This is a genomic window from Stenotrophomonas genospecies 3 (assembly GCF_054473855.1).
Genome location: NZ_JBTMUR010000002.1, coordinates 224,995 through 247,349, shown reverse-complemented (window position 1 = coordinate 247,349; position 22,355 = coordinate 224,995). Strand labels below are relative to the sequence as shown.

General features: G+C 66.8%; 19 protein-coding genes. 5 read left to right on the top strand and 14 right to left on the bottom strand.

Annotated features, from left to right (window positions below; all coding sequences use genetic code 11):
• Positions 1–64: 64 nt before the first annotated feature.
• On the bottom strand, positions 65–958 hold the full coding sequence (locus ACX9OT_RS03500) for a LysR family transcriptional regulator (protein ID WP_459000941.1): 894 nt from the start codon (positions 956–958) through the stop codon (positions 65–67).
• Positions 959–1,064: 106 nt separating this feature from the next.
• On the opposite strand from ACX9OT_RS03500, the gene ACX9OT_RS03495 reads away from it, so the two are divergent.
• Positions 1,065–1,808, top strand: coding sequence for an SDR family oxidoreductase (locus tag ACX9OT_RS03495; protein WP_049399740.1), 744 nt, complete (start codon positions 1,065–1,067; stop codon positions 1,806–1,808).
• Positions 1,809–1,921: 113 nt separating this feature from the next.
• Here the strand turns inward: ACX9OT_RS03495 and ACX9OT_RS03490 are convergent, their stop codons facing one another.
• The 3 genes from ACX9OT_RS03490 to ACX9OT_RS03480 are packed head-to-tail and all read right to left on the bottom strand — an operon-like array spanning position 1,922 to position 7,412.
• The gene (locus tag ACX9OT_RS03490) at positions 1,922–4,999 is read right to left on the bottom strand and encodes an efflux RND transporter permease subunit (protein WP_459000938.1); all 3,078 of its coding nucleotides are present in this window, start codon (positions 4,997–4,999) and stop codon (positions 1,922–1,924) included.
• The gene (locus tag ACX9OT_RS03485) at positions 4,996–6,168 is read right to left on the bottom strand and encodes an efflux RND transporter periplasmic adaptor subunit (RefSeq protein ID WP_459000936.1); all 1,173 of its coding nucleotides are present in this window, start codon (positions 6,166–6,168) and stop codon (positions 4,996–4,998) included. The genes ACX9OT_RS03490 and ACX9OT_RS03485 overlap by 4 nt, the downstream gene beginning before the upstream one ends.
• Complete coding sequence (locus tag ACX9OT_RS03480) at positions 6,165–7,412, bottom strand: TolC family protein (RefSeq protein WP_459000934.1); 1,248 nt, start codon at positions 7,410–7,412, stop codon at positions 6,165–6,167. The genes ACX9OT_RS03485 and ACX9OT_RS03480 overlap by 4 nt, the downstream gene beginning before the upstream one ends.
• Before the next feature lie 62 nt (positions 7,413–7,474).
• Between ACX9OT_RS03480 and ACX9OT_RS03475 the strand changes: the two genes are divergently transcribed.
• Both ACX9OT_RS03475 and ACX9OT_RS03470 read left to right on the top strand, forming a co-directional pair.
• On the top strand, positions 7,475–8,149 hold the full coding sequence (locus ACX9OT_RS03475; RefSeq protein ID WP_006370279.1) for a response regulator: 675 nt from the start codon (positions 7,475–7,477) through the stop codon (positions 8,147–8,149).
• Positions 8,142–9,521: a sensor histidine kinase gene (locus ACX9OT_RS03470; protein ID WP_459000932.1), complete on the top strand. Its 1,380-nt coding sequence runs from the start codon at positions 8,142–8,144 to the stop codon at positions 9,519–9,521. Before ACX9OT_RS03475 ends, ACX9OT_RS03470 begins: the two co-directional genes overlap by 8 nt.
• A 969-nt stretch (positions 9,522–10,490) precedes the next feature.
• Here the strand turns inward: ACX9OT_RS03470 and ACX9OT_RS03465 are convergent.
• The 3 genes from ACX9OT_RS03465 to ACX9OT_RS03455 form a co-directional block, all read right to left on the bottom strand.
• A complete protein-coding gene (locus ACX9OT_RS03465; RefSeq protein WP_459000930.1) occupies positions 10,491–12,836 on the bottom strand; it encodes a GH92 family glycosyl hydrolase in 2,346 nt (781 codons plus the stop codon).
• Positions 12,837–12,938: 102 nt separating this feature from the next.
• On the bottom strand, positions 12,939–13,262 hold the full coding sequence (locus ACX9OT_RS03460) for a thioredoxin family protein (protein WP_071227975.1): 324 nt from the start codon (positions 13,260–13,262) through the stop codon (positions 12,939–12,941).
• Positions 13,263–13,267: 5 nt separating this feature from the next.
• Positions 13,268–13,684 (bottom strand): baeRF12 domain-containing protein, encoded by a 417-nt coding sequence (locus ACX9OT_RS03455; RefSeq protein WP_019337746.1) that lies wholly within the window; start codon positions 13,682–13,684, stop codon positions 13,268–13,270.
• A gap of 162 nt (positions 13,685–13,846) precedes the next feature.
• Between ACX9OT_RS03455 and ACX9OT_RS03450 the strand changes: the two genes are divergently transcribed.
• Both ACX9OT_RS03450 and proP read left to right on the top strand, forming a co-directional pair.
• The gene (locus ACX9OT_RS03450; protein WP_049462507.1) at positions 13,847–14,074 is read left to right on the top strand and encodes a hypothetical protein; all 228 of its coding nucleotides are present in this window, start codon (positions 13,847–13,849) and stop codon (positions 14,072–14,074) included.
• Positions 14,075–14,551: 477 nt separating this feature from the next.
• Complete coding sequence (gene proP, locus ACX9OT_RS03445; RefSeq protein WP_071227973.1) at positions 14,552–16,039, top strand: glycine betaine/L-proline transporter ProP; 1,488 nt, start codon at positions 14,552–14,554, stop codon at positions 16,037–16,039.
• 84 nt (positions 16,040–16,123) lie between these two features.
• Here proP and ACX9OT_RS03440 read toward each other — a convergent pair whose 3' ends face one another.
• The 7 genes from ACX9OT_RS03440 to ACX9OT_RS03410 form a co-directional block, all read right to left on the bottom strand.
• On the bottom strand, positions 16,124–16,741 hold the full coding sequence (locus ACX9OT_RS03440; RefSeq protein WP_107433740.1) for a hypothetical protein: 618 nt from the start codon (positions 16,739–16,741) through the stop codon (positions 16,124–16,126).
• A gap of 109 nt (positions 16,742–16,850) precedes the next feature.
• A complete protein-coding gene (locus ACX9OT_RS03435; protein ID WP_132810239.1) occupies positions 16,851–17,477 on the bottom strand; it encodes an ATPase in 627 nt (208 codons plus the stop codon).
• Between the two features lie 3 nt (positions 17,478–17,480).
• A complete protein-coding gene (locus ACX9OT_RS03430; protein ID WP_005413623.1) occupies positions 17,481–17,822 on the bottom strand; it encodes a type II toxin-antitoxin system prevent-host-death family antitoxin in 342 nt (113 codons plus the stop codon).
• Positions 17,823–17,892: 70 nt separating this feature from the next.
• On the bottom strand, positions 17,893–19,488 hold the full coding sequence (locus ACX9OT_RS03425) for a sensor histidine kinase (RefSeq protein WP_107433688.1): 1,596 nt from the start codon (positions 19,486–19,488) through the stop codon (positions 17,893–17,895).
• A 9-nt stretch (positions 19,489–19,497) separates the two neighbouring features.
• Complete coding sequence (locus ACX9OT_RS03420; protein WP_019337750.1) at positions 19,498–19,902, bottom strand: response regulator; 405 nt, start codon at positions 19,900–19,902, stop codon at positions 19,498–19,500.
• A 136-nt stretch (positions 19,903–20,038) separates the two neighbouring features.
• Positions 20,039–21,493 (bottom strand): surface lipoprotein assembly modifier, encoded by a 1,455-nt coding sequence (locus tag ACX9OT_RS03415; RefSeq protein ID WP_107433689.1) that lies wholly within the window; start codon positions 21,491–21,493, stop codon positions 20,039–20,041.
• 90 nt (positions 21,494–21,583) lie between these two features.
• Positions 21,584–22,348 carry a Slam-dependent surface lipoprotein gene (locus ACX9OT_RS03410; RefSeq protein ID WP_032129432.1) on the bottom strand — a complete coding sequence of 255 codons (765 nt, stop codon included), beginning with the start codon at positions 22,346–22,348 and terminating at the stop codon, positions 21,584–21,586.
• Positions 22,349–22,355 lie beyond the last annotated feature (7 nt).

The following is a 22,355-nucleotide window of genomic DNA, read 5'->3' as shown; positions in this document are numbered from 1 at the left end:
GCCGGCCGCTGGCCGGCAACCTTGGCACATCACGCGTGTTGCAGTTGCCGGCCAGCGGCCGGCACTACCTCATCTGGTCGAACACCCCGGCCACCCAGTCGATGAACACCCGCAGCCGCGGCGATGGTGTGCGGTTGCGGGGGTAGACCAGGCTCAGTGGGCTCGGTGTCGGCGGTGCGTGCGGCAACAGCTCGACCAGCTGCCCACTCGCGATGTAGGGATCCATCCGGTAGCGCGGTGCCTGGATGATGCCGAGACCCGCCAAGGCGGCACCAAGGAATGCGTCCGCGCCGGAAACCCTCACCCGCGCGGGCAGTGGCACGTAGCGCACCTGCGCGCCCTGCTGGAACTCAAGCGGAATCAGCTGGCCGGTGGCGCTGGAGCGATAGCCGACCATCTGGTGGCCTTGCTCCAGTGATTCGATGGTCTCGGGCACACCGTGCGCCCGCACATAGCCCGGTGCGGCCACCGTAACTTCCCGCAACATCGTCAACCGGCGCGCCGCCAGATCGCTGTCGGCCAGGGTCCCCACCCGCAACGCCGCATCCACGCCTTCGCGCAGCAGGTCGACATAGCGGTCGCCTTCGCTGACCTCCAGTTCGATCTCGGGGTAATGCTGCAGGAAGTCCGGCAGATGCGGAAACAGCAGGTGCCGGCCCAGCGTGCCATGCACTTCAATCCGCAGCGGGCCGCGCGGCGGCACGTCACGGAACGCGGCTTCGGCGTCGTCCATGTCGGCGATCAGGCGCAGGCAACGGCCATAGAAGGCCTCGCCCTCCAGGGTGGGCACCACCAGCCGGGTGGTCCGGTGCAGCAGGCGCACGCCCAGCCGCTGTTCCAGTGCTTTGATCGCATCGGTCACCGTGGCCCGCGGCAGGCCCAGGTCCTCGGAGGCACGGGTGAAGCTGCGACGCTCGACGATACGGACGAAGGCGCGCATGGCCGTGAAACGGTCCATTGTTCGGCTACCCGGATGATGTTGGCGGATTATGCATGATTATCCGGATCGATGAGATGGCGAAGATGGCACTGCGCCAGTCCGGCGCGCCCTGCTGGAACCTACCATGCCCACCTCCTCCGCCCGCCGTGTCGCCCTGGTCACCGGTGGTTCCCGTGGCATCGGCGCTGCCATTTCGCGCCGCCTGGCCGCCGACGGCCATGCCGTGGCGATCAACTACGCCGGCCGCCGCGATGACGCCGAAGCACTGGCCGCCGAACTCACGGCCACTGGCGCACACGCCGTCGCGCTGCAGGCCGATGTGGCGGACCCGCAGGCGGTGCGCCAGCTGTTCGACGCCATCGAGGCCCGCTTCGGCGGTATCGACGTGGTGGTGAACAGCGCCGGCGTGCTGCAGCTGGCGCCGCTGGCCGACAGCGACGATGCCTTGTTCGAGCGGGTGATCGGGATCAACCTGAAAGGCGCTTTCAACGTGCTGCGCGAAAGCGCGCGACGGGTGAGCGACGGCGGCCGCCTGATCAGCCTGTCCACCAGCGTGGTCGGCATCAGACTGGAGAACTACAGCGTGTACGCGGCCAGCAAGGCGGCGGTGGAAACGATGGCAGCGATCCTCAGCAAGGAGCTGCGTGGGCGCAACATCACCGTGAACACAGTAGCTCCCGGCCCGACCGCCACCGACCTGTTCCTGGAGGGCAAGTCACCGGAACTGATCGAGCGGTTGGCGAAGATGAATCCCCTGGAACGGTTGGGTACGCCGGAGGACATCGCCGGTGCGGTGGCGTTCCTGGCCGGTGCCGATGGCGGGTGGATCAACGGCCAGGTGCTGCGCGCCAATGGCGGGATGGTGTAGGTAGTCGCCCACCTTGGTGGGCGCGTCGCCGCGTGCCCACCAAGGTGGACACCTACCGGGCCATGCCTGGCGGCCGGGTGGCATCCACGCATGGCGTGGATCTACGGTGCCGATCAGCCGGCGCGGGCCTCGCGGCGCCGGTGCACCCAGTAGTACAGCGTCGGCAGCACCAGCAGGGTCAGCAGCATCGCCGACAGCAGGCCACCGATCACCACCACCGCCAGCGGCTTCTGGGTCTCGGCACCGATCGCATGCGAGGTCGCCATCGGCAGCAGGCCGAACATCGCCAGCAGTGCGGTCATCAGCACCGTGCGCAGGCGCTGCAGCGAGCCCTGCACCACCGACTGCAGCAGGTCCATGCCCTGCTCGCGCAGCTGGGCGAAGCGACTGAGCATCACCACACCGTTCAGTACCGCCTGCCCGAACAACGCAATGAAACCGATGGCCGCCGACACCGACAGCGGAATACCGGTCAGCCACAGGGCCAGGATGCCGCCGATCATCGCGAGGGGCACGTTGGCCAGGATCAGTGCTGCGCTGCTGATGTCCTTGAAGGCATCGAACAGCAGCACGAAGATGAGCAGCACCGACAGCGGAATCACCCAGCCCAGCCGCTTCATCGCACGCTGCTGGTTCTCGAACTCGCCGGACCACTCCAGCCGGTAGCCTTCCGGCAGCTGCACGCTGGCATCCACGCGCTTGCGCATGTCGGCCACTACGCTGCCCATGTCCCGCCCGGCGATGAAGATGCTCACTGCCTTTACCCGCTGTGCGTTCTCGCGCGAGATGTTGATCGCGCCGCTGGCCATGCGGAAGTCGGCCACGTCGGACAATGTCACCGTGTGGCCATCGCCGACGCCCACCGGCACCGTACGCAGCCGTTGCAGGTCACGGTCGGCATCGTCCAGGCGCAACGTGATCGGGAACCTGCGGTCGCCCTCCCACAGCTCGCCGACCTGGCGCCCACCCAGTGCTGTCTCGATCACTTCGTCGATGTCGCGCACGTTCAGGCCATAGCGTGCTGCACGGTCGCGGTCGATCTCGATCTGCAGCTGCGGCAAGGAGCCATCGCGGTCGATGAAGGCACTCTCCACGCCCTCCACCCCACGCACCTGGCCCAGGATCGCCTGCGCCTGCCGGTTCAGTACGTCCAGATCCGAGCCACTGACCTTGATCACCACCTGGCCTTTGATCTGCGAAATGCTCTCCAGGATGTTGTCGCGCACGGGCTGCGAGATCGAGAACTCCGGCCCCGGAATGCGTTGCTCCAGCGTGCGCTGCAGGTCGCTCACCAGCTGCCGCTTGTCCACGCCCTTCGGCCATTCCTTCTCCGGCTTCAACGCCACCAGCGCCTCGATCTGGTTGGCGCCCTTGGCATCGGAGCCGTCTTCCGGGCGCCCCAGCTTGGCCACCACCGTCGACACCTGCGGGAAGGTGCCGACCAGCTCACGGATGCGCCGCGACTGCTGCTGTGCTTCGGCCAGGCTGGTGCTGGGGTCGAGTGTGGCGGTCAGCCAGATCGATCCTTCGTCCAGCTCGGGCAGGAACTCCGAGCCCAGGCGGGTGCCCAGTGCCAACGTACCCACCAGCAACGCCACTGCGGTCAGCACCACCGCACGTGGCCGGGCCAGTGCACGCTCCAGGATCGGCCGGTACCAGCCGGTCAGGCGGTCCATCAGCGGATTGCCATCTCGCATGCGGTCCCGTCGCAGCCACCAGTAGCAGAACAGCGGCACCACGGTCAGCGCCAGGATCAACGCACCGATCAGGGCCGAGGTCACCGAGTACGCCATCGGTGCGAACATGCGGCCTTCCTGCCGCTGCAGGGTGAAGATCGGAATGTGCGCGGCGATGATGATCAGCATCGAGAAGAACGTCGGCCGGCCCACTTCCGATGCGGCTGAAAGAATGGTCGAGAGCCGCGTCTTCCGGTCGGCCGTAGGTGGCAGTTTCGACAATCGCGAGACGATGTGTTCGGTGACGATCACTGCGCCATCGATGATGATGCCGAAGTCCATCGCACCCAAGGACAGCAGGTTGGCCGGCACGCCCCACAGGTGCAGGCCAAGGAAGGTCGAGAGCAGCGCCAGCGGCATCATCGCCGCCACGATCAGCGCGGCGCGGGCGTTGTACAGGAACAGCCACAGCACCAGGAACACCAGCACCGCACCTTCCAGCAGGTTGCGGAAGACGGTCTTCAAGGTAGTCGACACCAGCCAGGAGCGGTCGTAGAACGGCTCGATGCTGACCCCGGCCGGCAGCTGGTTCGCTTCGATCTCGGCGATGCGCGCATGCAGGGCGTCGAGCACGTCGGACGGATTCTCACCCTTGCGCATCAGCACCATGCCGAACACAGCATCGTCATTGTCGTCCTGGCCAACCAGACCCTGCCGTGGCAGGCCGGTATCGGCGATGCTGGCCAGGTCGCGCACCAGGATCGGCGTACCGCCGCGCTGCGCCACCACCACCTTGCCGATGTCACCCGGCGAACGCATCAGGCCCACGCCGCGGATCAGGAACTGCTGCTGGCCGCGCTCCACGTAGCCGCCGCCGGCATTGGAGCTGCCCTTCTCCAGCGCCTCGGCGAATTCACCGAGGCTGATCCCGCGGTCACGCAGCTTGTCCAGGTCCGGCTTGACCTGGAAGGTGCGCGCGAACCCGCCGAAGCTGATCACATCGGCCACGCCCGGCACGGTGCGCAGGCTGCGCTCCATCGTCCATTCCTGCACCGTGCGCAGCTGGGTCGGCGTCATGTGCGGGCCCTTGAGCACGTAGCGGTAGATCTCGCCCACCGCCGAACTCATCGCCTCCAGCTCCGGGGTCACGCCCTCCGGCAGCTCCACGCCCTGCAGGCGTTCAAGCACCTGCTGCCGCGCGAAATTGTCGTCGGCCTTATCGTCGAAGGTCAGGATGATCATCGACAGGCCGAACTGGGTATGCGAGAACACCCGCACCGAATGCGGAATGCCGGACAAGGCCACTTCCAGCGGCATCGTCACTTCGCGCTCCACCTCTTCGGCGGCACGTCCCGGGTGCAGCGACACCACCGTCACCTGGGTGTCGGACACATCCGGGAAGGCTTCCACCGGCAGCACGCGGAACGCGGCAATGCCGGCGCCGATGAACAACAGCAACGCCAGCATCACCATCAGCGGCTGGCGCAGGCAATAGGCAATCAGGCGATCGATCATGGCGCGGCGTGCCCGCTACCGGTGCTGGCGGCGGCCGGTGCGCTGTCGACCAACTGCTGCAGCAGCAGGCCCCCTTCGACCACCACCCGGCTGCCGGCGGCGAGGCCGTCACGTACCCACAGCCGGCCGTCACCCAGCTCCTCGGCGTGCACGGCGTGGCGCACGAAGCGGCCCTTGCCCTCTTCCACGAACACCACCTGCGTGCCGTCGATCAGCAGCACCGCGGCATCGGGCAATGAGACACCGCCCTCGGCCGGCAACGCCACCTGGGCGCGCACATACTGTCCCGCCTTGAAGCCGCGTGCGCGATTGTCCAGCTCGGCGCGTGCCTGCACCACGCGGCGTTCGCTGTCGACGAAGTCATCCACGTGCTGCAGGGTCGCCTGAAGTGACTGTCCATCGGCGCCGGGCACGCTCACCTGCATGCCGGCCTTCAAGCGTCCGGCCAGGCTTTCGGGAATGTCCAGCAACAGCCACAGGCGGTCCGGGTCGCCGATCATTGCCAACGGCTGATCGCTGTCGGGGCTGACCGACATGCCCGGGCTCATCCGCCGCTCCACCAGCACGCCATCGATGGGCGCGCGCAGCGGCAGGCGCTGGTCGACGCGCTGGCCGTTGCCATAGGCCTTGGCGAAGGCGGCCGCGCGTGCATGATCAGCCTGACTGCCAGCGAAGTTTGCCTCGGCCTCGTCCAGTTCACGACCCGACGCCACTCCCGCCGCATGCAGTTCGCGGGTACGGTCCAGTTCCTTGCGTGCCTGCTGCAGCTCGGCGCGACCACGGGCACCTTCAGCCTGAGCCTGGCCGAACTCGGGCGAGGTGATCCAAGCGATGACCTGGCCGGCTTTCACCTTCTGCCCCGGCTGTGCCTCGATGCGCGCCACCTGCCCCGACAGCGGCGTGTGCAGTGCGCTGGAGCGCGTCTCATCCCAGACCACCCGGCCCGGCAGCTGTAGGCTGGCGCTGGCGCCGGCACTCACTGTCTCGCTGCGCAGCACGTCCAGCTGGCGGCTGTCGGAAGGAAACTGAATCTGGCCGGCGCTGACCCGAGGTGCGTCCTCAAGATAGGAAGCTGGCTCCCGACCACAGCCGCCCAGCAGGATCAGCGCCAGCAAGACGGGCAGCACGGCGTATCGCGCCTGCGGGCGATAGGCGACGGTGGACTTCATCGGGATTCTCCTTCGGCAACGGATGTGGCGGCTTCCCAGCGCGCCAGTGCAATGGCCTGGTCGGTGCGCGCCTCGATCAGTGCGGCCTCGAAGTCGCGCCAGCTGCGGCGCGCATCCAGCAGATCGGTCAGATTGGCGGCACCGCGCCGGTACGCCAGTTCGATGCCCTGCACCGCCTTGCGTGCGGCGTCGGACTGCAGTCCCTCATAGTCGCTGCGGCGCTGAGCGGCGGACTGCGCGCTGGCCTGCAGCTGGTCCAGCTCGGCGCGTGCTTCGCGCTGCAGCACCTGCAGCTCCAGCGCGGCGCTGTCACGGTCGGCCTCGGCACGCTGGATCGCGCCGCGCGCGCGCGACGGCCCCCCCAGCGGAATGGTCAACGACACGCCCCAGGTAACACCGCTGATGTCGGTCGGCTCTCGTTCGGCCTCCACGCCCAGCTGGATATCGCGATGGCGCTCGCTGCGCGCCAGGGCCACGCCTGCGTCGGCCGCGACCAGGCGCGAACGCGCGGCACGCAGGTCGGCGCGCTGCTGCGGGTCGAACGCGCGTACATCGGCCACGCTGCTGGCATCCGGCCAGGGGTCATCAGCACTGAGGCCGCGGCTGTCATCGCTGCCCAGCAGCATCCCCAGCACACTCCGCGCGTCACGCAGATCCAGTGCTGCCTCGCGCGCCGCATCCGCCACAGCCAGGTCGTCCACCGCCAGGCGCGCGCGATCCACCGGTGCCATCGCCCCTGTCGCAACCTGCTTATCCGCCGCCGCCATCTGCTCGGCCGAACTCTGCCGGTTGGCGTTGGCAATCTGGGCCCGCTCCTGCGCGCCCTTCAGGCCGAAATAGGCTTCATGCAGTGCCACCTGTTGTCGGCGACGGGTATCGAGCATCTCCAGCCCTGCGACTTCCAGCAGCGCGTCGGCCTGGCGGATGCGCAACGCACGCTTGCCACCACGTTCCCAGGTCCAGCCCAGGCCCACGGTGCTGTCCACGCGCTTGTCCTGCCAGCGCCCAGGGCCGATGCCATGCTTGGGGCTGATCTTGCTGGTACCGATCGACAGTTCGGTTGCCGGCCGCAGCGCCGCTGTCTGCGCATCACCCTGCACCCCTCGCAGCTCCAGTGCCGCCGCGCGCAGGTCCGGGTTGTGCGCTTCCATTGCACGCTGCGCCTCTGCAAGGGACAGCGCCGAAGCCGCAGGCGCGCACAATAGGGCGGCAAGCAAGGCCGCAAGACGAGGGGAGAAATTCATGCACGTCACGGTAAGGTGACGGACTTGCGCCAAACTTGCCCCAACCTTGCACGAAGCTTGCAATGCGAATCCTGCTGATCGAAGACGATGCCGCCCTGGCCGATGGACTGATCCGCGCCCTGCAGGGTGCCGGCCATCTGTGCGACCACCTCTCGCGCGGACTGCACGCGCCTGCGGCGCTGGCCAGTGCTCCGTATGACGTGATGGTGCTGGACCTTTCCTTGCCGGACGTGGATGGCCTCGACCTGCTGTCGCGCCTGCGCAACGATGGCGCCACATTGCCGGTGCTGATTCTCACTGCGCGCGATGGCGTGGAGGATCGCATCCTTGGCCTCGACCGTGGCGGCGATGACTATCTGGCAAAACCATTCGCGCTGGGCGAGCTGGAAGCGCGCCTGCGTGCGTTGTCGCGCCGCCGCAGTGACGCACCCGCACAGAAACGATTGGGCCGGCTGTGCTTCGACAGCATCCGCAACGAAGTGCAGGTGGACGGCCAGCGCATCGAGCTGACCGCGCGCGAGCTGTCGCTGGTCGAAGCGTTGATGCAGCACCCTGGCCGCACCGTGACCAAGCAGCGCCTGTTCGATGCGCTTTACAGCTGGGACCACGAGGCCAACCTGTCGGTGATCGAGGTGCACGTCAGCCGCCTGCGCCGCAAGCTGGAGCAGGCCCGCGCCGGCGTCGGCATCCGCATGCTGCGCGGCCTCGGCTACCGGCTGGAGGCCGTGGGTGACTGAGCGCGTGCACAGCCTGCGTGGCCTGCTGCTGCGGCGCCTGTGGCTGCCGCTGCTGGTGCTGCTGCTGTGCAGTGCGGTGGGTTCATTCGCGCTGGCGCGCTTCTATGCCGGCCAGGTCTACGACCGCTGGCTGCTGGATTCGGCGATGTCGTTGTCCGAGCTGGTGACAGTGCAGGATGGTCGCGCTTCAATCGAGATCACCCCGGCGGTATCACGCATGTTCACCTGGGACACCGCCGACGAAGTGCATGGCGAGGTGGTCGATGCGGATGGCGGGCGCCTGTATGGCGACCTGCCCGAGGCATTGCCACGTCCGGCGAGCGCCGCCGCGAATGACGATGCGGTCTACTACGATGCGCGCCTGCGTGGTCAACCGGTGCGCATGGTCGAAGTGGTGGTCAGCGCCGGCCCGGGCCATGACATCCGGCTGCGCGTGGCCGAGACACTGCGCAAGCGCCACCGGCTGGAACGCAAGCTGCTGCTGACCAGCGTTCCGTTCCAGGCCGCGATCCTGGCACTGGCGGCGTGGCTGGCCTGGTCCGGCACCGGCGCCGCCGCAGGCCACGCCAACCTGGTCGCACGGAAGCTGGCCAGCCCGCGGCCGGATCCGTTGGCACCGCTGGATCCGGCGCAGGAGGCACCGCGCGAACTGTGGCCGGCGGTTGAGGCCTACAACGCCCTGCTGCAGCGCCTGGACACGATGCAGGATGCGCAGCGGCGCTTCGTCAGCAACGCCGCACATCAACTGCGCACACCGTTGGCGGCCATGCAGGTGGAGCTGGAGAGCTCATTGCGCCAGCATGATCCGCAGGCCCAGCAGCTGGCGCTGTCCGGCACGCTGGCCGGGTTGGCCCGCTTGCAGCATCTGGTCAACCAACTGCTGATGTTGAGCCGCTCCGAAGATCCGCATGGCAGTGCACTGCAGCTGCAGCCAGTGGACCTGGCCGCGTTGGCGCGCGGCGTGGTGGAGCGCTATGCGGACCGTGCATTGGCTGCAGGCGTGGACCTGGGTTATGACGGGCCCGACGACGGCGTGCAGGTACAGGGCGATCCGCAGCTGCTGCGCGAGGCGTTGGGCAACCTGCTGGACAACGCGCTGCGCTACGGTGCCGTGCCAGGCGTGATCACCCTGGGACTACAGCAGGATGCCGAGGGCGTGCAGGTGTGGGTGGACGATGACGGCACCGGCATTTCCGAGGCCGAGCGCGCGCGCGTCACGGAACGCTTCTACCGGGCCAGCAGTGAAGGTGATGGCTGTGGGCTGGGACTGGCGATCGTGGCCGAGATCGCGCAGCGGCATGATGCGGCGCTGGTGATCGATACCGCCCCGATCGGTGGCGCGCGGGTGGGGATGCGGCTTCGATCCCGCTGACGTCCTGCGTGCCAACCAACGTTGGCACCTACCCGGTCACGCCATCCGGTAGACGCCCAACCTGGTGGGCGCTGTTGACGTCCCGCATGCCAACCAAGGTTGGCACCTGCCAAAAGCACCCCAGCCGGCGGATTCCGGTAGACGCCCACCTTGGTGGGCGCCGTTGACCTCCCGCGTGCCAACCGAGGTTGGCACCTACCAAAGGCACCCCTCCGGCGGATCCCGGTAGATGCCAACCTTGGTGGGCGCTGTTGATGTTCCGCATGCCAACCAAGGTTGGCACCTACCAAAGGCGCCTCGGCCGGCGGATTCCGGTAGACGCCCACCTTGGTGGGCGCTGTTGACGTCCCGCATGCCAACCAAGGTTGGCACCTACCAAAAGCACCCCAGCCGGCGGACCCCGGTAGATGCCAACCTTGGTTGGCGCCGTTGATGCTCCGCGTGCCAACCAAGGTTGGCACCTAACAAAGGCACCCCAGCCGGCGGGCTCCGGTAGATGCCAACCTTGGTTGGCGCCGTTGATGCTCCGCGTGCCAACCAAGGTTGGCACCTACCAAAGGCACCCCACCGGCGGATCCCGGTAGACGCCCACCTTGGTGGGCGCTGTTGACCTCCCGCGTGCCAACCAAGGTTGGCACCTACCAAAGGCACCCCACCGGCGGATCCCGGTAGACGCCCACATTGGTGGGCGCTGTTGACCTCCCGCGTGCCAACCAAGGTTGGCACCTACCAAAAGCACCCCAGCCGGCGGATTCCGGTAGACGCCCACCTTGGTGGGCGCCGTTGTCCTCCCGCGTGCCAACCGAGGTTGGCACCTACCAAAGGCACCTCGGCCGGCGGATTCCGGTAGACGCCCACCTTGGTGGGCGCTGTTGACCTCCCGCGCGCCAACCAAGGTTGGCACCTACCAAAAGCACCCCAGCCGGCGGATCCCGGTAGATGCCAATCTTGGTTGGCGCCTACCCATCATCATCGGCTCATCGAATACGGCGCCTGCGCGCCCTGCCCCGGCCAGTCCCTGTTCGGCTCGGCCTGCATGCTGAAGCGCAGCTCGCCACCGGCCAGGATCTCGTCGTGGCGCAGGAAGGTGCGCTGCAATGGCTTGCCGTTGAGGCTCACATTGCCCACATAGGTGTGCTTGTCATCCAGCCCATCGGCCACGATGGTGAACGTCTTGCCGTTCGGCAGGCGCATCGCCGTCTTCGGCAGGAACGGGCGGCCGAGGATGTACTCACCCGAGCCGGGGGCCACCGGGTAGAAGCCCAGCGCGGTGAACACGTACCACGCCGACATCTGACCGACGTCATCGTTGCCGGCCAGGCCATCGGGACGGTCGGCGTACTGGGTGTCCATGATCTGCTTCAGGCGCGCCTGGGTGCGCCACGGCTGGCCGGCGTACGAGTACAGGTAGGCCACGTGATGGCTGGGTTCGTTGCCATGCGCATACCAGCCGATCAGGCCGGTGATGTCTTCCATGTGCTCGAAGATGGACGGATCGACCTTGGCGTTGAACACCTCGTCCAGGCGCGCGAGCAGCTTGTCGCTGCCACCGTGCGCGGCGGCCAGGCCGGCGACGTCCTGCGGTACGTACCACAAATACTGCCAGGCATTGCCTTCGGTGTAGTCGGTGCCGTAACCACTTGCGCTGGGATCGAACGGCGTGCGGAAGCTGCCATCGCGCTTGCGTGCGCGCATGAAGCCGGTGTCCTTGTCGAAGGCGTTGCGCCAGTTGCCGGCGCGCTTGTCGAAGGTGGCCGCAACATCGGTCTTGCCCATCGCCTGTGCCATGCGTGCGATGGTCCAGTCATCAAAGGCGTACTCCAGCGTCTTGCTGGCCGCTTCGCCTTCCTCGTCGATCGGCACGTAGCCCAGCTCGCGGTACTGCGCGATGCCATCGTACGGGCCGTAGTTGGCGGTCTCGACCATTGCCTTCAGCGCCTTGTCGGCGTCGAAGCCGCGGATGCCCTTCACGTAGGCGTCGGCGATCACCGGCACCGCGTGGTAGCCGATCATGCACCAATCTTCCAGGCCATGGAACGACCACACCGGCAGCATGCCGTAGGGGCTGTGCTCATGGTGGGCCAGCATCGAATTGACGAAATCGCTGTTGCGCTTCTCCGGCTGCACCAGCGTCAGCAACGGATGCAGCGCGCGGTAGGTATCCCACAGCGAGAAGGTGGAGTAGTTGGTATAGCCCTTGGCCTGGTGCACGGCATTGTCCGAGCTGCGGTACTGGCCATCGGCATCCATGAACAGCGTCGGCCCCAGCATCGTGTGGTACAGCGCGGTATAGGCGCTGCGTCGCGCATGTTCCGGCGCTTCGATATCCAGCACCGACAGCGCCTGCGTCCATTCCTGCTTTGCCTGCGCGCGAACGCGGTCGAAATCGAAGCCGGCCACTTCCGCGTCGAGATTGGCGATGGCACCGGCTTCACTGACCGGCGAGATCGCAACCTTGACCACCAGCGGTGCGTCCAGCTTGCCGAATGCGAAGGTACCGACCAGCTGACGGCCTTCGATCTGCGCCCGCTGCGCTGGATCCTTCTCGCCCGGCGGCGGGAAGCCCTTGTAGACAATGTCCTGCTCGGTGTTGTGCAGCTCATGCCCGGAAAGCGGCCGCGAGAAACGCATCGCGAAATACAGCTGGCGGCCCGGCGCCCAACCACGGGTTTCGCGGAAGCCGGTCACCGTGCCATCGGCGCGCACCCGAACCCGCGACCACAGCACCTTGCCCGGGTAGTCGTACATGCTGGTGCGCATGTCCAGCAGCACCTTGGCATCGGTGCCCTTGGGGAAGGCATAGCGGTGCACGCCCACGCGCGCACTGGTGGTCAGCTCCGCGCGCACCTTGTAGTCATCCAGGGTGACTGCGTAGTAGCCCGGCTCGGCCTTCTCGTCGTCGTGGCGGAAACGCGAGGCGTAGCCGCTGCGTGGCTTTTCCGGATCACCGCGCTCCAGGCCGGGATTGCCGGTGAACGGCATCAGCAGGATGTCGCCGAGGTCCGAATGACCGGTGCCGGAAAAATGCGTGTGCGAGAAGCCGACGATGCTGCTGTCGTCGTAGCGATAGCCGGCTGCCCAGCCATAGGCCTTTTCGCGTGGTTGGATGCGTGTGTCCGGGCTGAGCTGGACCATGCCGAACGGCACTGTGGCACCCGGGTAGGTGTGGCCTTCACCTCCAGTACCAATGAACGGGTCGACCGAGGCGTAGGCCTTGTCGGCGGCGGTTTTGGCGGGAGCGGCCGACGCCAGGCCGGAAGCGAGCATTGCCGTGGCGGCGACAGCGATCAGGAGACGACGGTCCAGCGTGGGCATCGGCGTTTGGATCGATTCAGGTGGTAGCCGGATGCTAGCACTGGGCCTGTCACGCCGCATGCTGCAGTGCGACTGCCCGGTGTCCCGCGCCGGGTTCAATCATCAACCGGGAAGCGCGCTCTGCAACGACATGAGGTCCGCACTGTCCAGCGGCCTCACCACCCGCGCGACCTCTTCTCCATCGCGCAGCAGCACCACTGTCGGCCACAGCTTCACCTTGAACGCTCGCCCCAATGGCCTTCCCTTGCCATCCTCGATCTTCCAATGCGGCAGATCGTTCGCTTCGACGAAGACCTGCAACGCGGGCTGCGCGGCCTGGCAATGACCGCACCAGGGCGCACCGAACTCCAGCACCTGCCACCCAGCCTGCGCCGCCACCCCCGCAAAGGTGGGCTCGTTCGGAAGGTGATCACGCATGAACGGCATGAGCGCTACGCCGCCAGTGCCTTCTGGATGTCTTCCAGCGGCGCGTTGGTCAGATCCTTGGCAATATCCCCGAGCAATCGCGCCTGGACCTCCTTGTGCAGCAGCGGACGAATGCGACCCAGCGTGGTCGGGTCGGCGATCAGCACCAGGTGCGCATAGCGGTTCTTCAAGGCATCCTCATTGAGCTGTTCGGCCACCTGCTTGGCGAACGTCGCCTCGTTGAGCTGCGAGACCGACATGTCCTTCGGCACTGCACCCGCAGGCCCCTGCCCGGACACGCCCTGCTCACTGATGTCCTGCAGGCGCAGCTCGCCCTCCTGCTTCAGGGTCAACTGATGGTTGCTGCCCACGTTGGTGAACACCCGCGCCGAACCACCGTCGGCAACCACGATCAGCGTTCCTTCGGGAATCGTCCGCGCCATTGCATCCTCCATCAATCCAAAAAGTGGGTGTGCGCTCCACCTTATGCACGCCGATGTCACCAGAGCGCGTACAGAATGTGATTCCGTCATCGCAATCTGAAATCCGCCCTAAATTTACCCGGAGGCCTGCCGCTATGGCCTCCATCATCGCGAGGAACCGCTGTGCACGCTGGCTCACTGTTCCACGTCTGCTTCGCCACCAGCCTGGCCATTGCCGGCTGCGCCGGCTGCATCCACCAGTTCCTGCAGGGCCAACCGTTCTTCGCCCTGGCCATCATGCTCTCGGTGCTCACGATGATCGGCGCCGCACTGGTCACGCGGAAACTGGCACTGCCGGGCGCCTTGGCGATGGCCTGCACGGTGTTCGGTTTGCTGGCGAAGTCGGCCTGAGCCTTCTGAACAGGCGACGTGGAACACAGCGTGCAGATCAGCCCGCTTCGCTGCACGCTCACGCCGGTGCCGTTATGATGAACGGATGATCGACACGACCCACTACGTGACGGGCGCACCTGTTACGTGGAAAGCACTGCCGACCGGCGCTTCGCTTGCCACGAATGCTCCCGCCCTGCATTTCCATCGCCTTGCGCTGGATCCCGGCGGATGACGCCCGCAGGCCCACGGCCTGCCTTCCCCACACGCTGATGTGACACGCGGCTGCCAACTGCGCTGCCGTTGTGAGCCCGTTGCTGCGTTTCCGCCCCTGCGGCGGTGCTTTGCCGTGCGCGTGGCGTTGCGCCTGCACACCTTCCCCGGCCTCCACGCCGCCTTCCGATGCCCCTGCGCCACTTGCGCCTGCATCGCCGTTTCCGATTTCCGGGACACACCACACCGCCCATTCCCCTATTCCATACCTACAAGGGAGCCCCTATGCAGGACACGCCCGATTCCCATGCCCACTTCGGCTGGTTCAAACGCCGCCGCCACCTGAAGGTCGATGAGATCACCGTCGTCGACAAGCCCATGCTCAAGCGCGCCGTCGGTGCCGCTGCACTCGGCAATGCCATGGAGTGGTTCGACTTCGGTGTCTACGGCTATCTGGCCGTCACCATCGGCCAGGTGTTCTTCCCGTCGAGCAATCCCACCGCGCAGGTGATCGCGGCCTTCGCCACCTTCACCGTAGCATTCCTGGTGCGTCCACTCGGCGGCCTGGTGTTCGGCCCGCTCGGCGACCGCTATGGACGCCAGAAGGTGCTGGCGTTCACCATGATCCTGATGGCGCTGGGTACCTTTGCGATCGGCCTGATTCCTTCCTACGAGCGGATCGGCATCTGGGCACCGGTGCTGTTGCTGCTGGCGCGCGTGGTGCAGGGCTTTTCCACCGGTGGCGAATATGGCGGCGCGGCCACCTTCATCGCCGAGTATTCCACCGACCGCAACCGCGGGTTGATGGGCAGCTGGCTGGAGTTCGGCACGCTGGGCGGCTACATCGCCGGCGCCGGTACGGTCACCGCACTGCACATGCTGTTGAGCAACGCACAGATGCTGGACTGGGGCTGGCGCATTCCGTTCCTGGTGGCTGGCCCGCTGGGCCTGCTCGGCCTGTACATGCGAATGAAGCTGGAAGAGACCCCGGCATTCCGCGCCTTCGCCGAGGAAGCCGAGAAGCGCGAGCACGACCGGCCCGGGCTGGCCGCGCTGTTCCAGGTGCACGGCCGCCAGCTGCTGGTGTGCATGGGCCTGGTGCTGGTGTTCAACGTCACCGACTACATGCTGTTGACCTACATGCCCAGCTACCTCAGCGTCACCATGGGCTACGCCGAGAGCAAAGGCCTGCTGCTGATCATCATCGTGATGCTGGTGATGATGCCGCTGAACATCGTCGGCGGATTGTTCAGTGACAAGCTGGGCCGCCGGCCGATGATCATCGGCGCCTGCATCGCGCTGCTGGTACTGGCGATTCCATGCCTGCTGCTGGTCGGCAGCGGCAACGACTGGATGATCTTCCTTGGCCTGATGCTGCTGGGCCTGGCGCTGGTGTGCTTCACCAGTTCGATGCCGTCCACGCTGCCGGCGCTGTTCTATACCCCGGTGCGCTACAGCGCGCTGTCGATCGCCTTCAACGTCTCGGTATCGTTGTTCGGTGGCACCACGCCGCTGGTGACCGCGTGGCTGGTGGAACGTACCGGCGACCCGCTGGTGCCGGCCTACTACCTGATGGGCGCGGCGGTGGTCGGCCTGATCACGATGCTGTTCGTGAAGGAAACCGCCGGCCTGCCGTTGCGTGGTTCACCGCCGGCCGTCGGCAGCGACAGGGAAGCTGCGGCGCTGTTGAAGAGCGATGTGCCGGTCACGGTGGACCCGAGCCTGCCGCCGCTGCCGGACGTTGCTGAGCCCGAGCAGGTGAAGCCGGCCTGAGGCTCGCCGCGAAATGCCACACGCATGGCCTGGATCTACATGGGGCCTGTGGCGCCGGGCGGATACGCCCGGCGCTACCTGGCGCTATTTCTTGATGCGGGTCAGCTTCCCCGGCGTCCAACGCAGCGTCCAGGTGTAGTTTCCGTCCGGCGGACAGACGTGGCGGTTCGGGCTCTTCCATTCGCAGACCGTCGCCCCGGCACTGACGGTGAAATCGACAATGATGCGATCACCCTGGATGCGGATCGCGCGGATTGCGCCTGGAATCTGTTCAACCGCGTCGTCACCATAGCCATACTGGCGGATGGCGGCATAGTCCTCTGCTTCCACCGGCGACAGGCTGTTCGGGTTCTCCTGGCCGCGCGGATCGTTTGCCGTCAGCGTCGTCATCACCGCCACCACATTGCGTTGCGCGAAGCTGCCGCCGGTGTAGGTGGACGTATAGAAGTACACGACCTCGGCACGGCCATCGCCATCGAGGTCGGCAACAGCGGTCCACACCGGACGGAAATCGGATTCAATGTCGTCGCCGGGAATCAGCCGCAGGTTGGCTTCGGCGGCGAGGTAGGCCTGTACCAGGCTGGGCGGCGGCGCCACCCGCTTGGACGCGGCAGGCGCGGCCGTCGCCGTCAGGCTGGACAGTGCCAGCGCAGCAAGCACCAGCCAGATCGAAGTGGAGCGGAACGTCGCAGGCCCGTGCATGTCGTCCTCCATGAGTGTGCGGTCAGTCTAACCGCAGCTCCGGTGGCGCCCGGTCGTGCACGGCGCGGTTTCGCGCGATGCGTGAAAGACATCCACACATGGCGTGGATCTACTGCGGGGTGTCCAACTCCATCGCACGCATCACGATCGGTTTGGCCCAGTCCGGCGTGTGCAGCAGTTCGGCCACCGAGACCGGGTACTGCAGCTGGCCGCGCTCCATCGCCAGCACCGGGAGGGGCGCGGCGCAGCCTTCTGCGTCGGCCGGCGCGCTGTTGTCGTAGACATGCAGCTCAGCCAGGTGCGGCAGCAGGTCCAACAGGTTCTCGCGCGCCGAATCGAAGCGGGCGTGGATCTTTTCCACCGGAATATCGTGGCCACCGGCCTCTACCCGCGCCGCCACGCGGGCGATGTGCAGCTCGACCGTGGCCAGGCCACAGAACCAGATCGCGACGTGATGGTGCTCGCAGGCCTCGCGCAGCAGGCGCGGAATGGTGTTGCCACCCAACGTCGTCTCGAAGGCGAAGTCCGTGCCATCAGCCATGGCCTGGCGCAGGCGGCGGGTGCCTTCCTGCCAGGCCTCGGCATTGGCTTCGGGCAGCGGCCAGCCAGCCTCGACCAGGCGGCGGGTGAACGAATCGGGGTTGAACCAGCTCAGTCCTTCGGCTTCCAGCCAGGTACCCAACAGCGAACTTTTGCCGGCGCCATTGACGCCGGCCAGCACCAGGATCCGCCCCATCGTTCAGAGCGGACGGCCGAGGGTGACCTTGCGGCCACGGCGGATCGGCTGGCCCAGCACCTTGCCCAGCCCCTCACCGCGCTGCAGGCTGGCCAGGGTCTGGTCGAACTCACCGCGCAGGCGCAGCAGTTCTTCACTGCGCTCACCGGCGTCACCGCCAGCGGCCTTGGCCAGCAGCTCCTGGTACGTGCGGATATCCACGATCACCGCTTCGGGATGATTATGGTTGGTGATGACCAGTGCCTGCTTCTCGCGCACGGTGCGCATCAGGCTCGGCCAGCCACGGGTCTTCACCGACGAGGCCGGGGCCTTTTCGAGGCCAGGCAGATCCAGCGGCAGGGTCATGGCACGGCTCCAGACGGGGATAGTTGAGGCCATTATGCCCAATTTGGCCCAATTGGGGATAAATGGACCATTACCTGACGGAACCCTCCGCCGCCGCGCCCGGCGCATCGGTCTGCAGCAGGCTGTCGCGCTCCCGCAGCGGGAAGCGGATCCAGGCATCCAGGCCTTGTGGGCCAAAGCGCAGCTCCCCGCTGCCAGCCAGCTCGTACGGCACGCGCTGCTCGATCAGCGCCCGGCCCAGGCCGCGCTGGCGGGGCAGCTCCCAGTCCTCCACCTCGGCATGACGCTCGCACCAGTGCAGGCCCAGCCATGGCTGGCCGGCCTGAACCTGCAGATCCCAGGTGACCTCGATCCGGCCATCCTCATGGGTGAGCGCGCCATGCCTCAGCGCGTTGGTCGCTAATTCGTGGATCGCCAGGGACAGTACTTCGGCTGCTTTCGGCGGCAGCAGCACGTCCTCGCCCTGCAGGCGGTAGGCGGCCGCTGCAGGCGTCTGCGCAGCGATCTCCTCGTCGAGCATGCCACGCAGGCAGACGCCGGCATTGGCACCACGGGTCAGCAGGCTCTGCGTGCGTGCCAGCGACATCAGTCGCCCGCACAACCGTTCAGCGTATTCATCCACACTGCTGACCGACTCGCGGGTCCGCCAGGCAATGGCATGGATGGTCGACATGATGTTGCGCACCCGGTGCTGCAGTTCGGCCAGCAATACCGATTGACGCTCAGTGGCACGCTTGAGGTCGTCGATGTCCACCGCGATGGCAAATACCCCGCTGACCTCACCGTCGCCATCGCGCAGGGGCGCGGCAGCGACCCGGGTCCAGCGCGCGCGGCCATCATCATGCAGGTACTGGAACTCCAGCCCCGGCACCACGGTCTCGCCGCGCATTGCGCGGGCGATGGCGAAGTCGTGCGCCTCGATGGCGTTACCGTCCGCATGCCACCCGCGCCATCGATGCAGGTTCACCTCATCCGTGGAAGGCACCTTGCCGCTGGGCAGGTAGGCACGCATCTGGTCGTTGGACAGCTGCAAGCGCCCCTCGGTGTCGACAATGCAGACACCTACCGGCAGCACCTTGAAGGCCAATGCCAGGCGCCGGTCCGCCTCCCGCCGCTTCTGCTCTTCGCGCTCGCGTGCCAATTGGGCCACATGTGCCGCTGTGGTCTCGAACATGGTCACCAACACGCCGTTGATGCGTCCCTCCTCGCCACGGATCGGGCTGTAGGTAATGGTGAACCAGACGTCCTCCAACCGCCCTCGGCGCGCCAGAGGATAGAGCTTGTCCTCGTAAGTGATGGTTTCGCCCTGCCAGACGCGCTGGTAGATCGGCCCGTTGATATGCCACACCTCGGGCCAGCACTCGCGGGTCGGCTGGCCGAGCCCGCCGGGATGCTTGTCGGCCAGGATCTCGGCATAACCATCGTTGTAGAGCTGCACCAGCTGCTCGCCCCACAGCACGATCATCGGGAAGCCATGGGCCAGCATCAGGTCGACAGTGGCGCGCAGGTGGGGCGGCCACTGCTCACAGGCACCCAATGGCGTGGACGACCAGTCGTGGCGGGCGATGCGCGCGGCCATGCCATCGTGGCGCGCATGCAGGCGCGGCGCAGGTGGCATCGAGCCACGCAGCTTGGCAGCGTGGATGCCTTCAGGACGGCGCGACATGCCGCGCAATCAGGCGATGCCCGCAGAGACCTGCGGCGCCGCCACCAGCCCGGCCAGCTGCTGCACCAGGGTTTCGATGTGATAAGGCTTGGTACAGCGCGGCGCGCTGGCGAAGCGGCTGGGCAGGTTGTCGTCGTAACCGGAGGTCAGCAGAAAGGGCGTACCCGCCTCGGCCAGCCGATCGGCCAGCGGATAGACCTGCTCACCGCCCAGGTTGATGTCCAGCAATGCCACATCGATGGGATGGGTATCGACCAGCTGCCCCAGCGCCTGCAGGTCACCAGCCGGCCCCACCACCTGTGCGCCTTTCAGCTCCAGATAGTCGACCAGGAACATCGCGATGGCGAATTCATCCTCCGCCACCAGTACACGCAGCCCTTTCAGGCCCTCTGGTTTGTTGCCCGCTTCCAGCACGACCGGCGCTCCTCGATACACGCGGCCCAGCTCTGCCGCAACGCCCGCAGGATGCGCGAACCGGTCTACAAGAGCGCGTGATGATGGATGAAGATCGCGGCCACGGCCCGTTCACCTCGGCATTGCAGCGGCGTGTTCAGAAGGCCCGCTCCCACTTCAGGCTGAGCAGGCTGCGGTCGTGGCTGTACAGCCAGCCAACGTTGCTGTCGATGCGCGCGTAGCGCAGGCTCAGGCTGGGTACCAGCCCGGCCACGGCAAGGCGCTCGCTGCGCACGATGGCGATCAGGTTCTGCTCGCTGTCCTCACGCCGCGCCTGCAGCAACGGACTCCACGCGTCGTAGTCGCGCTCGCGCAACGAGACGAATACGGTGGCGGTGGTGCCACTCCATTGCCGCGCCGCACCCAGCCGCACGCCGCGCTGGCGATAGCCGTTGGCTGGGTTGGCGGCGCTGCTGTCACTCAGGTCCAGCCCGCCAAAGAGGGTCCAGCGCGGGTTGAGCGCACGGAACCAGGTGGCATACACCGCGGCCAGCTCACCGTCGTAATTGCTGGCCAGGCCACGCTGGCGATAGCGCTGGCGCTTCCAGTCGGCCTCCAGCTTGAGCAGGCTGCGCGCGTCCAGCGCATATTGCCATTCGCCATGCAGCCCGCTGCCGCCCTGCAGGGCCCGGTTGCCGAGGCTCTGATAGTCATAGCTGGGGGCGATCTGCAGGGTATGCCGTGCGCTACGCCAGCTGTAACCCGCCTGCACGTTGGCATTGAGCTCGTTGTAGGCGCTGTGCCCGCGCCATGCCTGGCCGAATGCGAGGCCACGCACGTACACGCCATGGTGGCCCCTCAGGGCCCAGCGACGTTCGAGGTTACCGTCGTAGTCCAGGCCCATGGCGCGCTGGGCATCGGGAAGATTGCGCTGGATGATGCAGGTGTCGCCTACCCCGAACAGGCAGGTGCGGCTGGCCGAACTGCGGTTGATGTTGTCGCTCCATGCCGGGCCGGCGGACAGCGCGCCTTTCCAGCGCTGGCGCGCCTGCAGCGCAGCCAGATAGGCGTCCACCCGTCCGCGTACACCTGCGGTGGCGGGGTCATCGGCACTGATGCCATCCGCGATCGCCGTGAACAACGCCACCGCATCGCGATCGCGCTGGTCTTCGGCGTAGACGCGCGCAAGTTCAAGGCGGGCCGGCAGGAAATCCGGCTGTGCCTCCAGCAGCGCCTCGTACTCGTTGGCCGCGCGATGGTGATTGCCGGCCACCCGCGCCAGGCCGCCCTGCGCATAGTGGCGCAGCAACGGGTCGTGGCCAGGCAGTTCGATGTATTCATCCAGGAAGCGTTGCGCGGCGCCCCATTGCTGATGCTGCAGCGACAGGTACAGCGCCTGGCCCAGATCGTCGACCGTGCGCTCCACGCGCAGGGTCTGGCCGTCGATGGTGATGGTCGGTCGCTCCGACTCGGCCTGCTGCAGGCGCTGCTGGTCCTGCTGCTGGTGGCGCAGGTCGGTGCCCTGTTCGAGCACGCGGCGAAGATCGTCCTGCTGGGCGCGCACGTCGGCAGCCGCCAGCAGCAGTACGACAAGGAAGATGGGATGGCGCATGGTCGATCCGTGGTGGTGCATGCAGCGGGCCGAAGCAGGGACTGGCGGATCGCGGCTTGTCCCTGCCCTGCCCCGTCAGGGGCGTGGCAATCAGTTCTTGCTGCCGCCGAAAGCGGTGTCGTACTGGCTGTTGCCGCTGAAGGTGGCGATACCGGCCAGGGCGGCCGCGTTGGCGCCGAAGAACTGCCCCTGGGTGGTGCCGGCAACGCTGCCGTTGGCTGTGGCCGAACCGGCGAACGATGCGTCGGCACTGTTGATGTTGGCAACGATGGCCAGATTCAGGCCGTTGCCCGACAGCGCACCATCCAGGGTGCCGGCGCCGAAGTCGGCGTCGAAGGTGCCGCTCAGCAGGTTGCTGCCGTTGAACTTGTTCAGGCCAGCAACGGTGTAGGACGCCACGCCGGCGGGCAGCGTGGTGCCGGCGCGGTCACCAACGAAGTAGACCTGGCGGTTGTTGAAGCCACCGGCGGCGCCATCCTTGGACCATTCACCGAACCAGACATCGCCACTGCCGACCTTGACGAAGTTGAAGTGGCCCATGCCGGCGTGGCTGCCCGGTGCGCCGGTGATCGGCATGGCCAGGGTACGTACCGTCACGCCATTGACGGTGGTGGGTGCCGAGTAGGCGCTCAGACCCTGGAAGTCCACCGGCTTGGCCTGGGACACGGTACCGACACCGATACCGGCCTTGCCAGCGCGGTGCGGGCCGCCATTGACCTGCGATTCGCCAACCGCCACATACAGCTCGGCATCGGTCTTGGCACTGGCGGCACCGACGATATCGGCAGCATGCGCGGCACCGACCAGAGCCAGCGAGGCAGCAACGGCGAGAACCGAACGGGAGATCATTTTCATGGTATTG